Raw genomic sequence first — 17,036 nt, forward strand, 5'->3', positions numbered from 1 at the left:
CTTAGCCCTTCACCGGTTGTGCCGAATTTCCGGCAGTGACGTTCTCAAGCACCACGGCCAGGCCCTGCCCGACGCCGATGCAAATCGCGGCGACACCCCAACGCTCGCCGGAAGCCTGAAGGCTGCGGGCCAGGGTGCCCAGGATCCGGGTGCCGGAGGCGCCCAGCGGGTGGCCCATCGCGATCGCGCCGCCGTGCCGGTTCACAATGGACGGGTCGATCCCCCACGCATCGATGCAGGCCAGGGACTGGGCGGCGAAGGCTTCGTTAAGTTCGACGGCGCCCACCTGCTCCCAGCCGATGCCCGCCTTTGCGAGTGCCTTGTTAGCGGCCTCCACCGGCGCGTAGCCGAAGAACTGGGGATCGTTTCCGTGTGCTCCGCGTCCGGCGATGCGGGCGAGCGGCTCCAGTCCGAGCAGCCCGGCGGCGCTTTCGCTGCCGATCCAGGCCGCGGAGGCGCCGTCGGACAGCGGCGAAGCGTTGCCCGCGGTGACCGTGCCGCCTTCCGTGCCGGCTGATTCGGGACGGAAGACGGTCTTGAGCCCGGCGAGCTTCTCCGCCGTCGAGCCCGCACGGATCCCCTCGTCACGGACCAGCTCAGTGCCCGGTACCGGGGTCACCAACTGGTCGTAGAATCCTTCGTCCCACGCAGCAGCTGTGAGGTTATGCGAGGCCGCAGCGAACTCGTCCTGCCGTTCCCGGGTGATCCCGTACTTCTCACGCAGCCGCTCGGTGGCCTCGCCCAGCGAAATGGTCCAGTCCTTCGGCATCGCCGGGTTCACCAGGCGCCAGCCGAGGGTGGTGGAGGCCAGGGTCATGTCACCGGCCGGGTACGGCTTTGAGGTCTTGGGCAATACCCACGGCGCTCGGGACATGGACTCAGCCCCGCCCACCAGGACCAGTTCGGCATCGCCGGCGTTGATCTGGCGCGAGGCGATGATGGCGGCATCCAGGGAGGAACCGCACAGGCGGTTGACCGTGGTGCCCGGGATCGACGTCGGGAGCCCTGCCAACAACGTGGCCATGCGGGCGATGTTCCGGTTCTCCTCGCCGGCGCCGTTGGCGTTGCCGAAAACCACTTCGTCGATGCGCTCAACATCCAAAGCGGGGGCGCGCTTGACGGCCTCGCGCACCACGTGGGCCGCGAGGTCGTCCGGCCGCACCCCGGCAAGTCCCGAGCCGAATTTTCCAAAAGGTGTGCGCACGGCGTCGTACACATACGCCTGGTTCATGGGGTCTCCTCTAAGTGTCTGTAGTCCCAACTGACTCGCAGTTAATGTCGTTATGAGGGCTCAAAACGACATCTAATGCGAGTCAGTTGGGTGGGGTGGGGCTCGCGGGTTGGGTGGATTCGGGGGTCTCGTCGAGTTCCGCGAAAACGCCCTGTGCGGTCTTGAATGCGGTGTTGGCGGAGGGAACTCCGCAGTAGATGGCGGTCTGCAGCAGGATTTCCTTGATCTCGTCCCTGCTCAGCCCGTTCGTGATGGCCGCGCGGATGTGCATGGCCAGTTCTTCCCAGTGCCCGTGCGCCACCATCGCGGTGATGGTGACCGCGGAGCGCATTTGCCGGGTCAGGCCCGGCCGGGTCCAGATGCCTCCCCAGGCGATGCGGGTGATCATGTCCTGGAAGTCGCCTGTGAATTCGTCTTTCGCAGCGTTGGCGCGGTCCACGTGCGCATCGCCGAGCACTTCGCGGCGGACCACCATGCCGGCGTCGTAGATTTCCTGTGAGGTGGCGTCGCGCTGAACGGCGCCTTGCAATGGATTTGTGCTCATTTTCCGGCCTCCGTCATGAACGTCCGCATGAGGTCCGCGACGACTGCGGGCGCCTCCGCGGGCGCAAGGTGCCCGACGTCGTCGAGCGCTACGGAAACAGCGCTACCGCTGCCTGCGTTTATGCCGTCCGCAATTTCTTCAGCGAACGACGGCGGTGCAACAGTGTCCTCGACGCCGGCCAGCGCCTGCGTGGGGACGGTGATGCTGCCGAGTTCGGCGCGGACGTCGAATCCGGCGAGGGCCTCGCAGCAGAAGGCGTAGCTGAAGCGGTCCGCGTCCCGCAGGGCGTGCAGGAGGCGGCTGCTGACCACTGGCTGGCGATCCATGAAACCGGGAGCGAACCAACGCTGCGCGGAACCCTGGATCATCACCGCGGTACCTTGTGCGCGGACGGTTTCAGCCCGTTCCAGCCATCCCTCCGGCGTACCGAGCTTTGCTCCGGTGCACTGCACGGACAGGGACTTGAGCCGTTCTCCGTGTTTGATGGCCAATTGCAGTCCGGTGGCACCGCCCAAGGAGTCCCCGGCGTAGTGGAACTCGGCGCCCGGGGCGATCGAGTCAACCAGATCCACTACAGCGTCGGCCAGTTCGGCGACGCTGAACGTTTCGGAGGCCGCGGGCGAGACTCCATGCCCGGGAAGGTCCCAGCCAATGACGTCGAAGTCACCGCCGAGAAGGGCTGCCGTCTCGGTCCACAACACCGTGGAGGTTCCAAGAGAGGGCCCCACCATCAGGAGCGGCTTCTCCCCCAAGGTGCGCTGTGGGGACAGCAACACCGCCTTGACGTTGGGCTTAGCCACGATCGGCTCCCTTCGGGTTGGTGTGCGTGAATTCGGGGTACGCGGCAAGGATGCGACGGCTGATCTCGGGAGCCTCACCCACATAGTTCGCCGGATCCAGAAGGGCCCGCAATTCCTCATCGGTCAGCTTGCTGCCCGGCACGGCTTCGCGGAGGAGCTTGGTGTAGATCCGGGCCTGCTCCGCGACCGGAGCTTGCAGCGTCTCGTCGACGACGGCTTGCAGCTTCGCCTTCGCTTCTCCCCTGTCCGTGCCAAGGAGTGGAGCAACGGAGGATGCAACAGCTTCGCTGAGCAGCAATGGCCCGGAGATTTCCAGGTTGCGTCGCATCGCCTCGGGGAAGACACGGAGTCCTTCGGCAAGCTCGCGCAATTGGGTGGCGGCACCAAGTGCAAGCCGAAGCAAGCCCCGCAAGGCCTGCCATTCGCTGTGCCAGGCGCCGTCCGGACGTTCGTCGTTGAAGTTCGCGGCTGCGAGGTGCAGCTGCATTGCCAGCCCGGGAGCTTGGAGCGCTGCGCTGCGGATCAGCACGGACAGCACCGGGTTTTGCTTTTGCGGCATGGCAGAGGAAACGCCCCGACCCGCGGCAAGGGGTTCACCCAGTTCGGCAACCTCGGGGCGGCTCAGGAACAGCAGGTCCGAGGCGATCTTGCCGAAAGAGTCCGTCATGGAGGCCAAGGCGTCGCCGAGTGCAGTGACATCCAGGCGGTTCGTGTGCCAAGGAGCCGCGGCGAGAGCCAGCCCCAGTTTCCCGGCCAAAGCGTCGGCCAAGTCAAAGGGGCTCGACGACAAACGGTCGGTGAGCACGGTGCCGGCAGCCAGCGTGCCGCCGGCACCGCCGAACTGCACCGGCAACTCCAGGGCTTCGAGGCGACGGGCTGCGGCGGCCACTCCGTGGAACCACTGCGCCAATTTGAGCCCGAAGGTGAACGGAAGCGCATGCTGCGTCAGGCTCCTGCCCACGCACAGCGTGTCCGCATGCTGCTCCGCAAGGGCGGCGAGCGCCGTCGTCGTACCTTTTACTTCGGCGAGAAGCGCGGAAACCACGCGGTGCGCGAGCAGCATCAGGGCCGAATCCAAGACGTCTTGGCTGGTCAGTGAGGTGTGCACGGCTGCAAGCGCGCCGATGGCCCCGCCGGGATGCCCGGCGTCGAGCTGCCTGACCCTGCCCCGGAGATCGGCCAGCAGCGGAATGACCGGGTTGGCGCCACCTTGTGCGCGTTCGGCGATGGACGCGGCGTCGTAGGCCCAGGATTCCGCGGCTTCGGCGACGACGGCGGCGGAACCGGCGGGCGCGAGGCCCGCCTCTTCGAGCACGGATGCCCACGCGGCCTCGACGTCGAGGATGGCAGCGATCACCGCACGGTCACCCGTCAGCGCCACCACGGCGGGCGACGCCGAAACCGGGCTGAGCAGCCCGAAATCGCCGTCGCCGCTCACTGGGAGGCGCCTTCGAAGTCGAGAAAAACGGTCTCGTTCCCGCCTTGAAGGCGTAGGTCCCAGGTGAGTCCGCCATCCGCGTCGCGGCGTGCGATCAGGGTCTTGCGGCGCTCGGGATCCAGGGAGCTGAGCAGCGGGTCGGCAGCGAGCGCTTCCTCATTTTCCGGCAAGTAGATGCGGGTGAACAGGCGGTTCATGAGGCCACGCGCAAAAACGGCGACGGAGATAAAGGGAGCCGCCGCTGGTTTTCCGGGGACCGGGGTGGTGGGTCCGGGGTTGACCGTGGTGAAGGTGAAGACACCGGAGTTGCCGACCGCGGCACGGCCCCAGCCGGTGAACGTGTAGCCATCGCGGACAAGGGAACCCGTGCGCTGGACCACCTTGCCTTCGGCATCGGGCTGCCAGATCTCCAGGATGGCGTCCGGGATGGCGTCTCCGGCGCCGTCGTACACGGTGCCTTGCAGGCGGATGCTTCCGGCGCTGCCAGGAGCAAGGAGCTCGTTGTCCTTATTAAAGGGGAGGGCATAGCCGTAGAACGGGCCAACGGTCTGGCCGGGTGTGGGTGTCAGCTTGCTCATGTTCTACTCCTCATCCCCGGCGTCGCCAAAGGCTTCGTTTTCGGTCCAGGTCCGCTTCGACCCGCTCAGGACGATGTCCCAGTTGTAGCCCAAGGCCCACTCCGGGCTCGTCAGCTCGTGGTCGTACTTGGCTACGAGGCGGTCGCGGGCGTCCTGGTCCACGATCGATTGGTAGATGGGGTCCAGCGGGAACAACTGGTCCCCCGGGAAGTACATCTGGGTAATGATTCGCTGCGTGAAGTCCGTCCCGAACAACGAGAAGTGAATGTGCGCCGGCCGCCAGGCGTTGAGGTGGTTCTTCCACGGGTAGGCGCCGGGCTTGATGGTGGTGAAGCGGTAGGAGCCGTCCGGTCCGGTGATGCAGCGTCCGACGCCGGTGAAGTTCGGGTCGAGCGGGGCCGGGTGCTGGTCGCGCTTGTGGATGTACCGGCCGGCGGCGTTTGCCTGCCAGATCTCCACGAGCTGGCCGGCAACCGGGCGGCCGTCGCCGTCGAGCACTTTGCCTTGCACGATGATCCGCTCGCCCTGGGGCTCGCCGTTGTGCTGGATGGTGAGGTCGGATTCCAAGGCGTGCACGTCCTGGTGCCCGAACGCCGGCGAGTACAGCTCGATGGTCTCCGGGTCGGCGTGGTGCAGGCTCTTGGTAGGGTGGCGCAGGATGCTGCTGCGGTACGGCGCGAAGTCCAGGCGGGGCTGGGTCTCCGGCGCGGCACCGTCTTTGAGCGCCTGGGCGTACGCCTCGCCGATCGCCTTGATCTCGGCACTGAGATCCGCTTGGGTTTCGACGGCGGCGTCCGACGGCGCGTGGGCGGCATGCGGTTCGGCCGCAGGTACGAGCTCGTCGTCGTCTTGGTAGTGCCCGGCATTTGCATCTAGCAGCACGGCCGGCTCCTTTCGGGTGGTTGCTTTCCTGGTCTCTTGCGTTTCTGTTCAGCGGTGCACGTGGTGGGCGTGAAGCGAGTCGTACTGGACGGCGTGCCGCACCGGGGCGTTGGGGGCGCCGTAGCCGTCGTAGTTGCCGCGGCGTTCCACCATTTCGAAGAACACGCTGCCCACCGTGGCGGTGTAGAAATGGAGGAATTCACCGTTGGCGTCCCTGTCATAGAGAAGGTTCAGTTCCTTGAGGGTGGCCAGGAAGGCAGGCTCCAGGGCGAAGCGCGCATCCAGGTCCTCGTAGTAGTTGGTTGGAATCTGGAGGAACTCGAGTCCGCGTCCTTGAGCAGCCCGGGCCGTAGCCACGAGGTCATCCACCGCGAAGGCGATGTGTTCCTGGTAGCTCTTGCGGGCGCCGTTACCTTGCTGGCCCGGTTCCTGCTGACCCGGGTCCTGTTGGAGCACCGGAGCGAGGTTCAGGACGAGGCGCACGGCACGGTCGGAAGTCACCATGACCTGCGAGCGAACCAGGCCGCTGGGGCTCGGCACTTCGGCGAACGGCTGAGGTTCCAGTGCGAGGGCACTCGTGTAGAAAAGGACAGCTTCGTCGAAGTGCTGCCAGGGCTGGGCGAGGTTCACGTGGTCAATCACGGCTTGCGCTCCCGCTGAAGGGTGCTCGAGGCCTTCACCGAATTCATGGGTCCATGCCGCCGTGCCGTCCGGGCTGCCTTGGCACAGGAAGATCTCGGTGGAGTCCGGGGCCGCGATGCCCTGGAACACTTCCTCGTCCGCCTGGACCTTGCGCGGTACCACGGGGGCTTTGAGTTGCTGGGCGCGGGCCGAGGCAATGACGGGAGAGTCGACGTCGAATCCCAACGCCGCGATGGCGGGTTCGCTGTGCGACGGCGCTTGTTCGTTGATGATGACGCGTGCCTGCCCCATGGACCACAACTGCACGTCCTTGGTCCGGTGCCGGCCGTCGAATTCGAAGCCGAGCTGGCCCAGAAGCGTCTCGAGCTGTGCGGGCTCATCGGTTTTGACCTCGGCGAAGTTGAACCCGGCCGGTTCGGCCACCTTGGGCAGTGTGGCCAGTTCCATGGGATAACGACGCCGGCCGGCAGCGTTGGCGAGCGAGTCACCGCCGGCGGCTCCCGGCGCTCCTCCCTGTGTAAAGGACGCCGCGTTCGCGTCGAGCCATTTGGCGCTCTGTTCCTCAAGCCAGATCAGCGAGCGCATGGCGTCAACCGCGGTGCGCTCCACATCCGATTGGCGGAAGACGTCGTTGAAGACCTCCAGGGAGACGGGACCGGAATAGCCGGCACGGGCAACGTGGCCCATGAATTTGGCCAGCTCGAATTGTCCTTCGCCGGGGAACACGCGGTAGTGGCGGCTCCAGGACAGCACATCCATGGAGAGTTTCGGGGCGTCGGCCACCTGGACGAAGAAGATCTTTTCGGGCTTGATGGCCTCGATGGGCGCGGTGTCCCAGTCGCGGGAAAGGATATGGAAGGAGTCCAGGCAGGTGCCGAGGTTGGGGTGGTCCACGGTGTCCACCAAACGGTGCGCGTGCTCGTAGTCGTTGACGTATTTGCCCCAAGCGAGTGCCTCGTACGCCACCTTGACGCCGTGGTTCCCGGCCAATTCCGCCAGGCGGGCGAGCTGCCCGGCCCGGAGGTCGTCGTCGTCGATCGTGGCGGTTCCCACGTTGGTGCACACCAGGACGGTGTCCATGCCGAGGCGGGACATGAGCTTGAACTTGGCGTCCGCCCGGCGCAGGTTTTCCTGCAGGAGGTCTTCGGAGACGCTGTCGAAGTCGCGGAACGGCTGGTAGAGATCAAGGCCGAGTCCAAGGTCCGCGGCCATCTTCCGCACGTCTTCAGGGCTGAGCGGTGAGGTGACGAGGTCCTGTTCGAAGATCTCGATGCCGTCGAAGCCCGCGATGGCGCAGGCCTGCATCTTTTCCTTAAGTGTGCCCGAGAGGCAGACAGTAGCGATTCCCGTGCGCATCAGTGACCCGCCCCGGCGAGTGCCTTGCCGGCCTTCGACTCTTCAGCCTTGGCGTCTTCCGCGCCCACCAGCTCAAGGAAATGTGCCCGCATCCGTTCAGGATCGGCGTCGCGGCCTGTGAAGATGCGGAAAGCGTCGGCAGCCTGGCCCACGGCCATGCGTCCGCCGTCGAGCACGCGGCAACCCTTGGCCCGGGCCTCGAGCACCAACTGGGTTTCGATCGGACGGTAGACGATGTCAGCCACCCAGTGACGGGGTTCCACGAGGGACATGTCCAGTGGGAGGCCCGGATGAGCGGCCATGCCCACCGGCGTGCAGTGCACCAAACCGTCGGCCAGCGGCATGAGTTGCGGCAGCTCCGCCGTCGTGCGCGCCGTGACGGTGCGGCCCGGGAACAGGGCGGCGAGCTCCGCTGCCCGTTCTGCGCAGCGCGCAGGGTCCACATCCACCAGGTCCAGTGTCTTGACCCCCGCGGAAAGCAGGGCGTATGCGACGGCGGAGCCGGCACCGCCGGCTCCGAGTTGGACGACCCGCTCCAGGCCGGCGTCGGGAAGGCCGCTGGCCAAAGCGGAGCCGAAGCCGGAGAAGTCTGTGTTGTGGCCGATGAAGCGGCCGTCCTTGATCAGCACGGTGTTCACAGCGCCGAGCCGCCGCGCGTCCTCGGAAACCTCGTCCAGGAACGGCAGCACGAGTTGCTTGCACGGATGCGTGATGTTAAGGCCGTTGTAGCCAAGCCGGAAAGCTGCAGTCAGCAGACCGCCGACGGCGGAGCCGGGCAGGGAGAGCTCCAGCAGGTCGATGGGCCGGTACAGGTAGCGCAGCCCCTGGACGTCGGCCTCCCTCTCATGCATGGGCGGCGTCAGCGAAGGCGATACGCCTTCACCAATCAGGCCCACCAGGAAGGATTCGGCTCGGTTGCTCATGCTCATTGCTCCTTTGACAACTGCACCCGCGGATTGGCCGACTCTGGATCCTTTGAGTCATCCAGAGTCTGTTGCTCCGCCGGGCGGTATGAATCAGACTACACAAAATGTTCACATATTGCACTAGTGTTCTTATCGCGAACAAAAGTGACAGCCGCTGACGCCCTTTAGCGCTGCGGCAGGCGGTCGGCGAGCTCGGACGCCGCGCTCTTCAAGAGCGGAACGACTGCCACGAGCTGTTCCACGCTCATCCGGAAGACTGGGACGGCGGTGGCGAGGGATGCGAAGGCGACTCCCTGGGAATTGAGGACGGGGACGGCGACTGCGCGCATGCCCACCTCGTTTTCCTCGTCCATGATCGCGTAGCCCTGGCGACGGACCTTCTCGATTTCCAGGCGGAAAGCGTCGCGGTCTGTAATGGAGAACTCCGTCAGCGGCTCCAGCTCAAGCTCTTCCACCAACTGCCGCCGCTCGTCGTCGTCCGCGAAGGCAACAAGCGCTTTGCCCACTGCCGTGGTGTGCAGCATTCCAAGATGCCCCGGATCGCTGGTGACCCGGAACATTTGGGGACCGTCTACCTTGTTGACCGTGAGGTGGTGGTGGCCATCCCGCACAGAAAGGATGGTGGCCTCGCCGGTCCCTTCCGTCACGCGCTGCAGGATGGGCCGCGCGGTTCCGGCAAAGCCGTGGTGGTTCGATACCCGTTGACCGAGCTGGAAGACGCGAAGTCCCAGATGGTAGCGGCGGCCATCGGCCTCGTAGTCGACGAATCCGTCGCGGGTCAGGGATCCGAGCAGCCGGTAGGTGGTGCTGAACGGCAGCTCCGCCTGGCGGGCGAGCTCGGAGGCGCTGGCCCCCTTCGGCTCATTGCCCAGCAATACGAGGAGGCCGAGGGCCTTGCCGATCATGTCGGTTTTTGTGTCTTCCTTCACATCCATAACTAAAGATTGCCACATCGTGAGAGCTATATCTAGATGGTGAGTAAATATCTTGACAAGTGACCACGCTCACAGTCATTATTGCTGTATCGCACAAGTAGCTCTCACAATGTGGCTACAGTGTGAGGCCGCTGCCGGACCCCCATCGACGTTCCAGGTACGCAAATTTCAGCCAGATGCGACATCGCCGTCACACAAAGGAACACCATGAGTCACACGATCCCGTCTACGACGCCGGGCACTGCCACGGCGGGAACGCCGAAGAAGGCCGCCCTCGCCAGCTTCCTCGGTAGCGCCGTCGAGTACTACGACTTCTTCATCTTCGGTTCGGCCGCGGCCTTGATTTTCCCGCACGTCTTCTTCCCCAGCGCCGACGCCAACGCAGCCATCATGTCCTTCGCGACATTCGGCTTCGCCTATGTGGCGAGGCCCGTTGGAGCCATCATCCTGGGGCACTTCGGCGATCGCATCGGCCGCCAGCGCGTACTGATGTTCACCCTGGTGCTGATGGGCGGTGCGACCTTCATCATCGGTTGCCTTCCTGATTTCAAGGCCATCGGATGGTGGGCTCCGGCGCTGCTGGTCTTCGCACGCCTCTGCCAGGGTCTTTCGGCCGCCGGTGAACAAGCGGGCGCTTCGTCCATGACGCTCGAACACGCTCCGGACAACCGCCGCTCCTTCTTTACCTCCTGGACCCTCACGGGAACCCAGGGTGGCCAGATCCTCGCAGCATTGGTCTTCATCCCCGTCGTCGCCCTCCCGGACGAGGTCAAGTACGGCATCGGCTGGCGCATTCCGTTCTGGCTCAGCGCCGTGGTGGTCCTGGTAGCGTTCTTCATCCGCCGCACCCTGCACGAACCGCCCGCATTCGCCGAGGCAAAGAAGAACAACCAGATCGCCAAGCTCCCCGTTGCCGACCTCCTCCGGCTGCACTGGGCCGATGTCCTGCGAGTTATCTGCTGCGCCTTCATCTCCGCCGTAAGCACCGTCTTTGGCACCCTGGCCATTGCCTATGCCAAGGACGTGGCACACGTGAACAGCACCATCACGCTGTGGCTCGTCGTGGCGGCAAACGTCGTGGCGCTCGGCACCCAGCCGGTCTTCGGCCGGATGGCCGACCGGATCGGCCGCAAGCCCGTCTTCATCTACGGCGCCGTAGCCAGCGCCATCATGACGCCGGTGTTCCTCCTGACGCTCGAATCCGGAAACGTTCCGCTCATGTTCCTGGTCTCGGTGGTGTACTTCGCCCTCGGATACGCCGCTGCAAACGCAGTGTGGCCCTCGTTCTACGGCGAGATGTTCAGCACCAAGGTCCGTTTCTCCGGTTTGGCCATCGGCACGCAGATCGGATTCCTCATGGCGGGCTTCGCTCCGACGATCGTCACCGCAATGGGCGGCACCAAGGCGGGCGGCTGGGTCCAGATCAGCATCTTCACCGGCGTCATCTGCGTCATCGCAGCGGTCTCCGCGATGACGGCCCGCGAATCCTTCAAGACCCCGACGGCGGAGCTCGGCCTGAAGTAGGGCGCTCCCCGTTCTACCCCCATCCATTGCTCCGTACCCGTCGTTTTGAGCCTCCAGAACGACAGGTACGGAGCAATGGATTTTCCTTTTACCCCGCCGAAACCACCCTGCAACATTGGCCCGCCACACTGGAATAGCCGGCAAATGCTGGCAGCTCCAGCCAGGGAGGCCACCATGTTGAAGGAAGTATCAACCCACCCCACAAGAATCCGCGCGCTTGACCAGCTGCACCGCGGCGACCAGATTGAAGCCCGCCTCTCCGTCGGACCCTCCTACGATGACGTTGTCATCCGCCGAGGCAGCGTCCAGGAAACGGCCCCGGGCATCGGCGTCGTCTGGATCATGGATCAGCTGACCGGCCTGCGCAAGGCCATCAATACCGACGAATGCACAGTCTGGCGAGTGGCCTGACCTGGCCCCGAACCGCTCAGCCGCCAGCCACGGACTGGATGATCAAAACCTCCTGGCCGGCCGCAACCTCAGTATCCAGACCCTTCAGACGCCGGACCTCCTCGCCGTTCACGTAAATATTCACGTAGCGCCGGAGCGAACCGGTTTCATCCCGGAGTCTCCGGGCCAGCACCGGGTAATTACCGGTCACAGCGTCAAGCAAGCTTTCCACGGTCACAGCTCCGTCGGCGGGTGTAGTCAGGTAGGACTGCCCGCCGGCGAGGGGCTGGAGGACGCTAGGCAAAAACACGGTGATATCGGGCAAGATCCGTCCTAAGCCGGAAGACCGGATGCTGCGGAGACAGCGGCCAATTCGTCGGCCACATCTGCGGAGACAACCCCGGAGATAACGGCAGCCCGGACGCACAAAACATCAGGTAGGTGCGAGGCAACTTCGATGAAAGACTCGCCTTCATCGGCGCTGGCGTAGACCGAACCGCCGCGTGTCCCGAAGTACACCCCGGCAGGTTCAGCCGAATCCACCGCGGCCGCGTCACGGAGCACGGCGTTGTATTCATGGTCCGGGAGGCCCACATCCAGGCGCTTCCACGACTCACCTGCGTCATCCGTGCGGTGCACTGCGAGATGGCCGTCCGGCGGAATCCGCTCACTATCGGCCTTGATCGGGATCACCCAGGCGGTCCCTTCACGGCGGGGGTGGGCGAGCATCACGAAGCCGAAATCTGCCGGGAGGCCCTCGGCGATGGAGATCCAGTTCTCACCGTTGTCATCCGTGCGGTACACACCGTGGTGGTTCTGCGCATACAAGCGGCCTTCGACGGCGGCATCCGCGGCGATCTTATGCACGCACTGGCCGAACTCCGGGTTGGGATCAGGCATGAAGTAGGCCGAAATCCCCTTGTTGCGGGCCTCCCAGGAGGCACCGCCGTCGAGCGATCGGTAGACGCCTCCAGTGCTCATGGCCACGTGGACGTTCTCCCCGGAAGGGTTGACCACAATCGAGTGGGCGGCAGCGCCGCCGTAGCCAGCTCCCCATTCGCTGCGATGCGGGTGGTCCCACAGGCCGCGGTTCAACTCGAAGTGCTCGCCGCCGTCGGTCGACTTCCAGACGGAGATCGGTTCGCAGCCGGCCCAGACGACCCCGGGGCGGGAGGCGGAATCGGGGTAGATCTGCCAGATCCGTTCCAGCGCAGCCTCGGTTCCCTCGGGGAATTTGATGGCGCCTTGCTCGGGCTCGGTCCATGTGGCGCCAAGGTCATCGGAGTGGGCCACGGTGGGACCCCAGTGTTCGGAACGGACGCCCACCATGATCCGGGGCTTGTCCCCGCGTGTATCGATCCCGATGCTGGGGATCTCGCTCATGAGGAAGTGCGGACCGGAAAGGGACCATTCCTTGCGGTCTGTGCTGCGTGCCAGCCAGAGTCCTTTTTTGGTCCCGATCGCCAAGACATAACTCTCTGCGGTTGCCATGCACCCCATGCAACCATCCTAGGGCGGGAGCCGCAACGATTTTATGAGCCGGTCTAGGAAACCGTCTCAGTCCACGAACTCGGACTGCGTCTCAATGAAGTCCCAGTCGGCGTCGCTCAGCCCGCCTGCCAGCTCTTCAAGGCGCGGGCCGCCAACATCGGCAATGCGTTGCAGAACTTCCAGCGGAAGCTCCGTGGCACGAAGGTTCTCGCGCAGCCATTCCTTGCTCTTGAGGTCTATGTCCAGCCACCACATGAAGATCTCCACGTGGACCACCCCTTCCTGTGCAAGTTAACGCTAGGCCTGCGCCGGGTGCACTACAAGGGGCCGAGGACCTGATCAAACCCCCGATTTCGCCCTAAAATCCGGGTCGGAAAAAGTAAAGTGAAAGTAGTTATTCAGATTGGTAGCGGAGTGCTGTTGGGGCACGTAAGCTAATTGTCAGCAGGAACCCAAAGAACCTGCTCCAAAGTCCGCTCCGGAGTGCGTATCCCCCAATAACGCACTCCGGAGCTCTTTGTTTAAGCCTCGCGACGCGCAAAATCCCTGACGCCCCCGGAATTCCGTGGGCGCCAGGGATTTTCCGTATCGCTAAGCCTTAGACGAACTGGTACAGCAGGGCCGCCATGCCGAAGCCCACTACCGAGAGCACGGTTTCCAGCACCGTCCACGTCTTCAGGGTGTCCTTGACCGACATGTTGAAGTACTTGGAGATGATCCAGAATCCGCCGTCGTTCACGTGGCTGGCGATGATGGAGCCGGAAGAGATGGCCATGACAATCAGGGCCAATTGCGGCTGCGAATAGTGTCCGGCCGTGAGCGCCGGGGCCAGGATGCCGCCCGTCGTCACGATCGCGACCGTGGCGGAGCCCTGGGCGAGACGCATGCCGCAGGCGATCACGTAAGCGGACACGATCACCGGGAGCCCGGCCTTGGCCAAGGTGTCCGCCACGGCGTTGCCCACCCCGGTTGCCGAGAGCACTGCGCCGAAGAACGCGCCGGCTCCAACAACAAGCAGGATCATGCCGACCGGTTTCAGCGAGGCTGAGCTCAGTTCGGAGAGGTCCTTGGCGCTCATGCCCCGACGTGTGCCCAGGAGCCACATCGAGAGTGCGACAGCAACGGTGAGCGCAATGGCCGGGTTGCCGAAGAACACCAGCGCATCGCGGAATCCACCAGCGGAGAGGAAGATGTTGCCGAAGGTGGCGCCTAGGATCAGGAGCATCGGCAGGCCGATGGCAAGGGCAACGACGCTCATGCGCGGTTCGTGGCCCACAGCTTCCTCTGCCTCCGGGATCACGCGGTCCTCCGGAACGGCAACTTGCACGCGCTTGCCGATCCACTGGCCCCAGAGAATGCCGGAAGCGAACCAGGCAGGGATGCCGCAGGCCAGACCCATGATGATGATCCAGCCCAGTTCAACGTGGAACAGTCCGGCCGCGGCTACGGGACCTGGGTGCGGCGGCAGGAAGGCGTGGGTCACGGAGAGGCCGGCGAGAAGCGGCAAGGCGTACAAAATGAGGGATTTCCCGCCGCGCACCGCCGCCACATAGACGAGGGGTGCGAGCACGAAAATGCCGATGTCGAAGAAGACCGGAATGCCGAGGACAAACCCGGTGACGCCCATGGCCAGCGGCGTTCCCTTTTCGCCGAAGATCTTCACGAGCCTGCCCAGCAGGACCTCCGCGCCGCCGGATCGCTCCAGGATGGCGCCCAGGACAGTGCCCAGGCCGATGATCAGGGTGATGTGTCCGAGGATCCCGGCGAAGCCCTTCTCGATGAGGGCGTCGCCGCTCTTGATGGGCGAGCCGACAAGGGCATCGATGCTCACGCCGCCCGCCAGCGCGACGAGCACGCTGGTCCCCACCAAGGCAATGAACGGTTCTACCTTGACTTTGATGATCAGAAACAACAGGAGGGCAATGCCGGCGCCTGCCAGGATAAGCAGGCCGGCCGTATCGTGCCGCAGCCAGTTCAGGAATTCATTCATGGGGGTTACTTTCTGGGGATTCCTACGCGAGGGTGGCGGTGAAGGCAGCGGCCCTGGCCGAAATGTCTGCCCAGTCGCCTGCAGCCACGGCGGCGGGAGGGACCACGCTGGTTCCACAGCAGACCGCTGCGGCGCCGGCGTCGAGATAGCTCTTGGCGTTTGACGCGTCGATCCCGCCGGAGGGCAGTAGGCGGATACCGGGGTAGGGACCCTGGAGATCCTTGAGGTACGCGGGACCGAGCTGCCTGGCCGGGAAGATCTTGACTGCGGCGGAACCCAGGTCAAGCGCCTGCGCCACCTCGGTAGGTGTCATGGCCCCCAGACTGAAGGGGATACCGGCGGCCGCAGCCACCGCCGCAACCTCAGGGCGGAGGCCGGGCGTCACCAGGAACCGGGCACCGGAGTCGATGGCTGCCTTTGCCTGCTCGGCCGTCATCACGGTACCGATTCCGACGGAGGCGCCGTGCTGCGCTGCGGTTTCCGCAGCTCGCCGCACGTGCTTCAGCACGTCCGGTGTGGTGAACGTCAGTTCGACGCTGCGGATGCCGCCGTCGGCCAGTGCGCGGCAGAGCTCGGCGGCGTCGGGGATCAACGGCGCCCGGACGACGGCGAGGGTGCGGTCGGCTTCAAGCTGTTCGACAAATTCTTCAGGAGTCATGCGATTTCGGTACTTCCTGCTCGGGTGCGTCCGTCCGGGCCGCGGCGCAGTGCGCGGCCGGCACGGGCGCCGGTGGGCTTCCCGCCGTCGATCGCTGCCGTCCCGTTGACGAACACGTAATGGATGCCAGTGGCTGGCTTGCGGGGGTTTTCAAAGGTGGCTTCGTCACGGACGGTGCGCGGGTCGAAGAGGACGACGTCGGCCGCGTAGCCTTCGCGGACCAGCCCGCGGAGGTCGAGCTTGAGCCGCTCGGCCGGGCGGCCGCTCAAGTGGTGGACCATTTCCTCCAGGGTCAGTAAGCCCAGATCGCGGCTGTAGTGGCCTAGGTATCGGGGGAACGTTCCCCAGGCACGCGGGTGCGGTTTCGCTCCGACCAAGAGGCCGTCGCTGCCGCCGGTGTGGGTGCGGTGGACCATGATGGCCTGCACGTTTTCCTCGTGGCCGACGTGCTGCAGGATCCCGGTGCCCAGGCGGTCCTCCTGGAGGATCTGAGCGAACACGGCGAACGGCTCAGCGTTGGTTTCAGCGGCGATTGTGGCGATGGTCTTGCCCACGTAACCGGCGAGTGCCGGGTTCTGGACGCCGCTGATCTCCAGTGTGTGCCACTCGGCAACCACTCCGTGGCAGCCGTCGGAGCCGTAGATCTCCACATTTTCGCGGATTCTCGCCAGAGTTGCCGGGTCGGCCAGCCGCGCGAGCGTGGCCTCGGTACCGCCGGAGGACGACCAGCTGGGCAGGATCGCCGCGAGCGTGGTGGCGCCGGGGAGGTAAGGGTAGGTGTCGAGCGTAATGTCGGCGCCGTCGTCGAGCGCTGCATCGATGAGCTCAAGGAGCTCGCCCGCCCGGCCCTTGTTCTCGGCGAAGTTCATGGTGGCGTGGGAAAGGTGCAGCGCGCAGCCAGTGTCCCGGCTCAGCCCGATCATCTCCGCGTAGGCTCCGAGCGCGCCCTTCCCGTAGGAGCGGTGGTGCGGAGCGTAAAAACCACCCAGTTCCCCCACGGTCCGGCAAAGTCCAGCAAGTTCCTCGGTCCGGGCGTACATGCCTGGGGTGTAGGTCAGCCCGGAGGACATGCCCACGGCGCCCTCCTCCATGGCGGTGCGCACGATGTCCTGCATCCGCTCCTGCTGCTCAGGTGTCGGGTCCCCTTCGGCGAAGCCCATCACGAAGGCCCGGACGGTTCCCTGCGGGACGAGGTACGCGGCGTTGGTGGCGATCCTCTTGCCGTTTTCGGACGCGTCGAGGCGGTCCAGGTACTGGCCCACGGTTCGCCAATTCCAGTCGAAATCCTGCGGGTTTTCGTTCCAGCCGGCGATCTTCTCGCGGACCCCGCTAAGGGTGGCATCGTCCACCGGAGCGTAGGACAGCCCGTCCTGGCCCAGAAGTTCGGTGGTGACGCCTTGGCTGAGCTTGGCGTAGTGGCCCTTGTTGACCAGCAGCTGCAAGTCCGAATGGGCGTGCATGTCGATGAATCCGGGGCTCAGGACGAATCCCGTCGCGTCGATAGTCCGCTCGGCGCCGGTTCCGCTCGCGGTGAGGGATCCGGCGTCGGCGACGACGGCGATCACCTCACCGTCCAGCAGGACGTCGGCGGGACGGCGGTCCGCCCCGGTTCCGTCCACCAAGACGGCGTTGCTGATGAGGGTCTTCATGG

17 protein-coding genes are annotated in these 17,036 nt (G+C 65.1%); 2 read left to right on the forward strand and 15 right to left on the reverse strand.

The window, feature by feature from the left end:
- Window position 1 precedes the first annotated feature (1 nt).
- The 9 genes from ACSKT0_RS23560 to ACSKT0_RS23600 all read right to left on the reverse strand — a co-directional run bounded on the left by ACSKT0_RS23560 (window position 2) and on the right by ACSKT0_RS23600 (window position 9,332).
- Complete coding sequence (locus ACSKT0_RS23560; protein WP_437771886.1) at window positions 2–1,231, reverse strand: thiolase family protein; 1,230 nt, start codon at window positions 1,229–1,231, stop codon at window positions 2–4.
- An 82-nt stretch (window positions 1,232–1,313) separates the two neighbouring features.
- Window positions 1,314–1,775 (reverse strand): 4-carboxymuconolactone decarboxylase, encoded by a 462-nt coding sequence (gene pcaC / locus ACSKT0_RS23565; RefSeq protein WP_437771887.1) that lies wholly within the window; start codon window positions 1,773–1,775, stop codon window positions 1,314–1,316.
- Window positions 1,772–2,575: an alpha/beta fold hydrolase gene (locus tag ACSKT0_RS23570; RefSeq protein WP_437771888.1), complete on the reverse strand. Its 804-nt coding sequence runs from the start codon at window positions 2,573–2,575 to the stop codon at window positions 1,772–1,774. Before ACSKT0_RS23570 ends, pcaC begins: the two co-directional genes overlap by 4 nt.
- Entirely contained in the window at window positions 2,568–4,013 is a 1,446-nt protein-coding gene (locus ACSKT0_RS23575; protein WP_437771889.1) for a lyase family protein, read from the reverse strand. The genes ACSKT0_RS23570 and ACSKT0_RS23575 overlap by 8 nt, the downstream gene beginning before the upstream one ends.
- Complete coding sequence (gene pcaG / locus ACSKT0_RS23580; RefSeq protein WP_437771890.1) at window positions 4,010–4,591, reverse strand: protocatechuate 3,4-dioxygenase subunit alpha; 582 nt, start codon at window positions 4,589–4,591, stop codon at window positions 4,010–4,012. Before pcaG ends, ACSKT0_RS23575 begins: the two co-directional genes overlap by 4 nt.
- Window positions 4,592–4,594: 3 nt before the next feature.
- Entirely contained in the window at window positions 4,595–5,470 is an 876-nt protein-coding gene (gene pcaH / locus ACSKT0_RS23585) for a protocatechuate 3,4-dioxygenase subunit beta (RefSeq protein ID WP_437774103.1), read from the reverse strand.
- A gap of 51 nt (window positions 5,471–5,521) precedes the next feature.
- Window positions 5,522–7,471 carry a bifunctional sugar phosphate isomerase/epimerase/4-hydroxyphenylpyruvate dioxygenase family protein gene (locus tag ACSKT0_RS23590; protein ID WP_437771891.1) on the reverse strand — a complete coding sequence of 650 codons (1,950 nt, stop codon included), beginning with the start codon at window positions 7,469–7,471 and terminating at the stop codon, window positions 5,522–5,524.
- Window positions 7,471–8,394 carry a shikimate dehydrogenase gene (locus ACSKT0_RS23595; RefSeq protein ID WP_437771892.1) on the reverse strand — a complete coding sequence of 308 codons (924 nt, stop codon included), beginning with the start codon at window positions 8,392–8,394 and terminating at the stop codon, window positions 7,471–7,473. Before ACSKT0_RS23595 ends, ACSKT0_RS23590 begins: the two co-directional genes overlap by 1 nt.
- A gap of 167 nt (window positions 8,395–8,561) precedes the next feature.
- Window positions 8,562–9,332, reverse strand: coding sequence for an IclR family transcriptional regulator (locus ACSKT0_RS23600; RefSeq protein ID WP_437771893.1), 771 nt, complete (start codon window positions 9,330–9,332; stop codon window positions 8,562–8,564).
- 207 nt (window positions 9,333–9,539) lie between these two features.
- On the opposite strand from ACSKT0_RS23600, the gene ACSKT0_RS23605 reads away from it, so the two are divergent.
- Window positions 9,540–10,856 (forward strand): MFS transporter, encoded by a 1,317-nt coding sequence (locus ACSKT0_RS23605; protein WP_437771894.1) that lies wholly within the window; start codon window positions 9,540–9,542, stop codon window positions 10,854–10,856.
- Between the two features lie 174 nt (window positions 10,857–11,030).
- A complete protein-coding gene (locus ACSKT0_RS23610; RefSeq protein ID WP_059388807.1) occupies window positions 11,031–11,267 on the forward strand; it encodes a hypothetical protein in 237 nt (78 codons plus the stop codon).
- 16 nt (window positions 11,268–11,283) lie between these two features.
- Here ACSKT0_RS23610 and ACSKT0_RS23615 read toward each other — a convergent pair whose 3' ends face one another.
- The 6 genes from ACSKT0_RS23615 to ACSKT0_RS23640 form a co-directional block, all read right to left on the reverse strand.
- Window positions 11,284–11,571 (reverse strand): MoaD/ThiS family protein, encoded by a 288-nt coding sequence (locus ACSKT0_RS23615; protein WP_437771895.1) that lies wholly within the window; start codon window positions 11,569–11,571, stop codon window positions 11,284–11,286.
- Between the two features lie 8 nt (window positions 11,572–11,579).
- Window positions 11,580–12,746, reverse strand: coding sequence for a WD40/YVTN/BNR-like repeat-containing protein (locus ACSKT0_RS23620; protein ID WP_437771896.1), 1,167 nt, complete (start codon window positions 12,744–12,746; stop codon window positions 11,580–11,582).
- Between the two features lie 57 nt (window positions 12,747–12,803).
- Entirely contained in the window at window positions 12,804–13,004 is a 201-nt protein-coding gene (locus ACSKT0_RS23625) for a hypothetical protein (RefSeq protein WP_059388808.1), read from the reverse strand.
- Between the two features lie 331 nt (window positions 13,005–13,335).
- Complete coding sequence (locus ACSKT0_RS23630; protein ID WP_437771897.1) at window positions 13,336–14,727, reverse strand: GntP family permease; 1,392 nt, start codon at window positions 14,725–14,727, stop codon at window positions 13,336–13,338.
- A gap of 22 nt (window positions 14,728–14,749) precedes the next feature.
- A complete protein-coding gene (locus ACSKT0_RS23635; RefSeq protein WP_437771898.1) occupies window positions 14,750–15,385 on the reverse strand; it encodes a bifunctional 4-hydroxy-2-oxoglutarate aldolase/2-dehydro-3-deoxy-phosphogluconate aldolase in 636 nt (211 codons plus the stop codon).
- Window positions 15,382–17,034: an N-acyl-D-amino-acid deacylase family protein gene (locus tag ACSKT0_RS23640; RefSeq protein ID WP_437771899.1), complete on the reverse strand. Its 1,653-nt coding sequence runs from the start codon at window positions 17,032–17,034 to the stop codon at window positions 15,382–15,384. Before ACSKT0_RS23640 ends, ACSKT0_RS23635 begins: the two co-directional genes overlap by 4 nt.
- Between the last annotated feature and the right edge of the window lie 2 nt (window positions 17,035–17,036).

Source organism: Arthrobacter sp. KNU40 (assembly GCF_051515115.1).
GTDB lineage: Bacteria > Actinomycetota > Actinomycetes > Actinomycetales > Micrococcaceae > Arthrobacter.

Bases quoted from the DNA above. Each gene is read 5' to 3' on its own strand.
- ACSKT0_RS23620 (WP_437771896.1), bottom strand. From the start codon at position 12,746: ATGGGGTGCATGGCAACCGCAGAGAGTTATGTCTTGGCGATCGGGACC.
- ACSKT0_RS23640 (WP_437771899.1), bottom strand. From the start codon at position 17,034: ATGAAGACCCTCATCAGCAACGCCGTCTTGGTGGACGGAACCGGGGCG.
- pcaC (WP_437771887.1), bottom strand. From the start codon at position 1,775: ATGAGCACAAATCCATTGCAAGGCGCCGTTCAGCGCGACGCCACCTCA.
- ACSKT0_RS23590 (WP_437771891.1), bottom strand. From the start codon at position 7,471: ATGCGCACGGGAATCGCTACTGTCTGCCTCTCGGGCACACTTAAGGAA.
- ACSKT0_RS23560 (WP_437771886.1), bottom strand. From the start codon at position 1,231: ATGAACCAGGCGTATGTGTACGACGCCGTGCGCACACCTTTTGGAAAA.
- ACSKT0_RS23635 (WP_437771898.1), bottom strand. From the start codon at position 15,385: ATGACTCCTGAAGAATTTGTCGAACAGCTTGAAGCCGACCGCACCCTC.
- ACSKT0_RS23610 (WP_059388807.1), top strand. From the start codon at position 11,031: ATGTTGAAGGAAGTATCAACCCACCCCACAAGAATCCGCGCGCTTGAC.
- ACSKT0_RS23605 (WP_437771894.1), top strand. From the start codon at position 9,540: ATGAGTCACACGATCCCGTCTACGACGCCGGGCACTGCCACGGCGGGA.
- ACSKT0_RS23630 (WP_437771897.1), bottom strand. From the start codon at position 14,727: ATGAATGAATTCCTGAACTGGCTGCGGCACGATACGGCCGGCCTGCTT.
- ACSKT0_RS23595 (WP_437771892.1), bottom strand. From the start codon at position 8,394: ATGAGCAACCGAGCCGAATCCTTCCTGGTGGGCCTGATTGGTGAAGGC.
- ACSKT0_RS23600 (WP_437771893.1), bottom strand. From the start codon at position 9,332: ATGGATGTGAAGGAAGACACAAAAACCGACATGATCGGCAAGGCCCTC.
- pcaG (WP_437771890.1), bottom strand. From the start codon at position 4,591: ATGAGCAAGCTGACACCCACACCCGGCCAGACCGTTGGCCCGTTCTAC.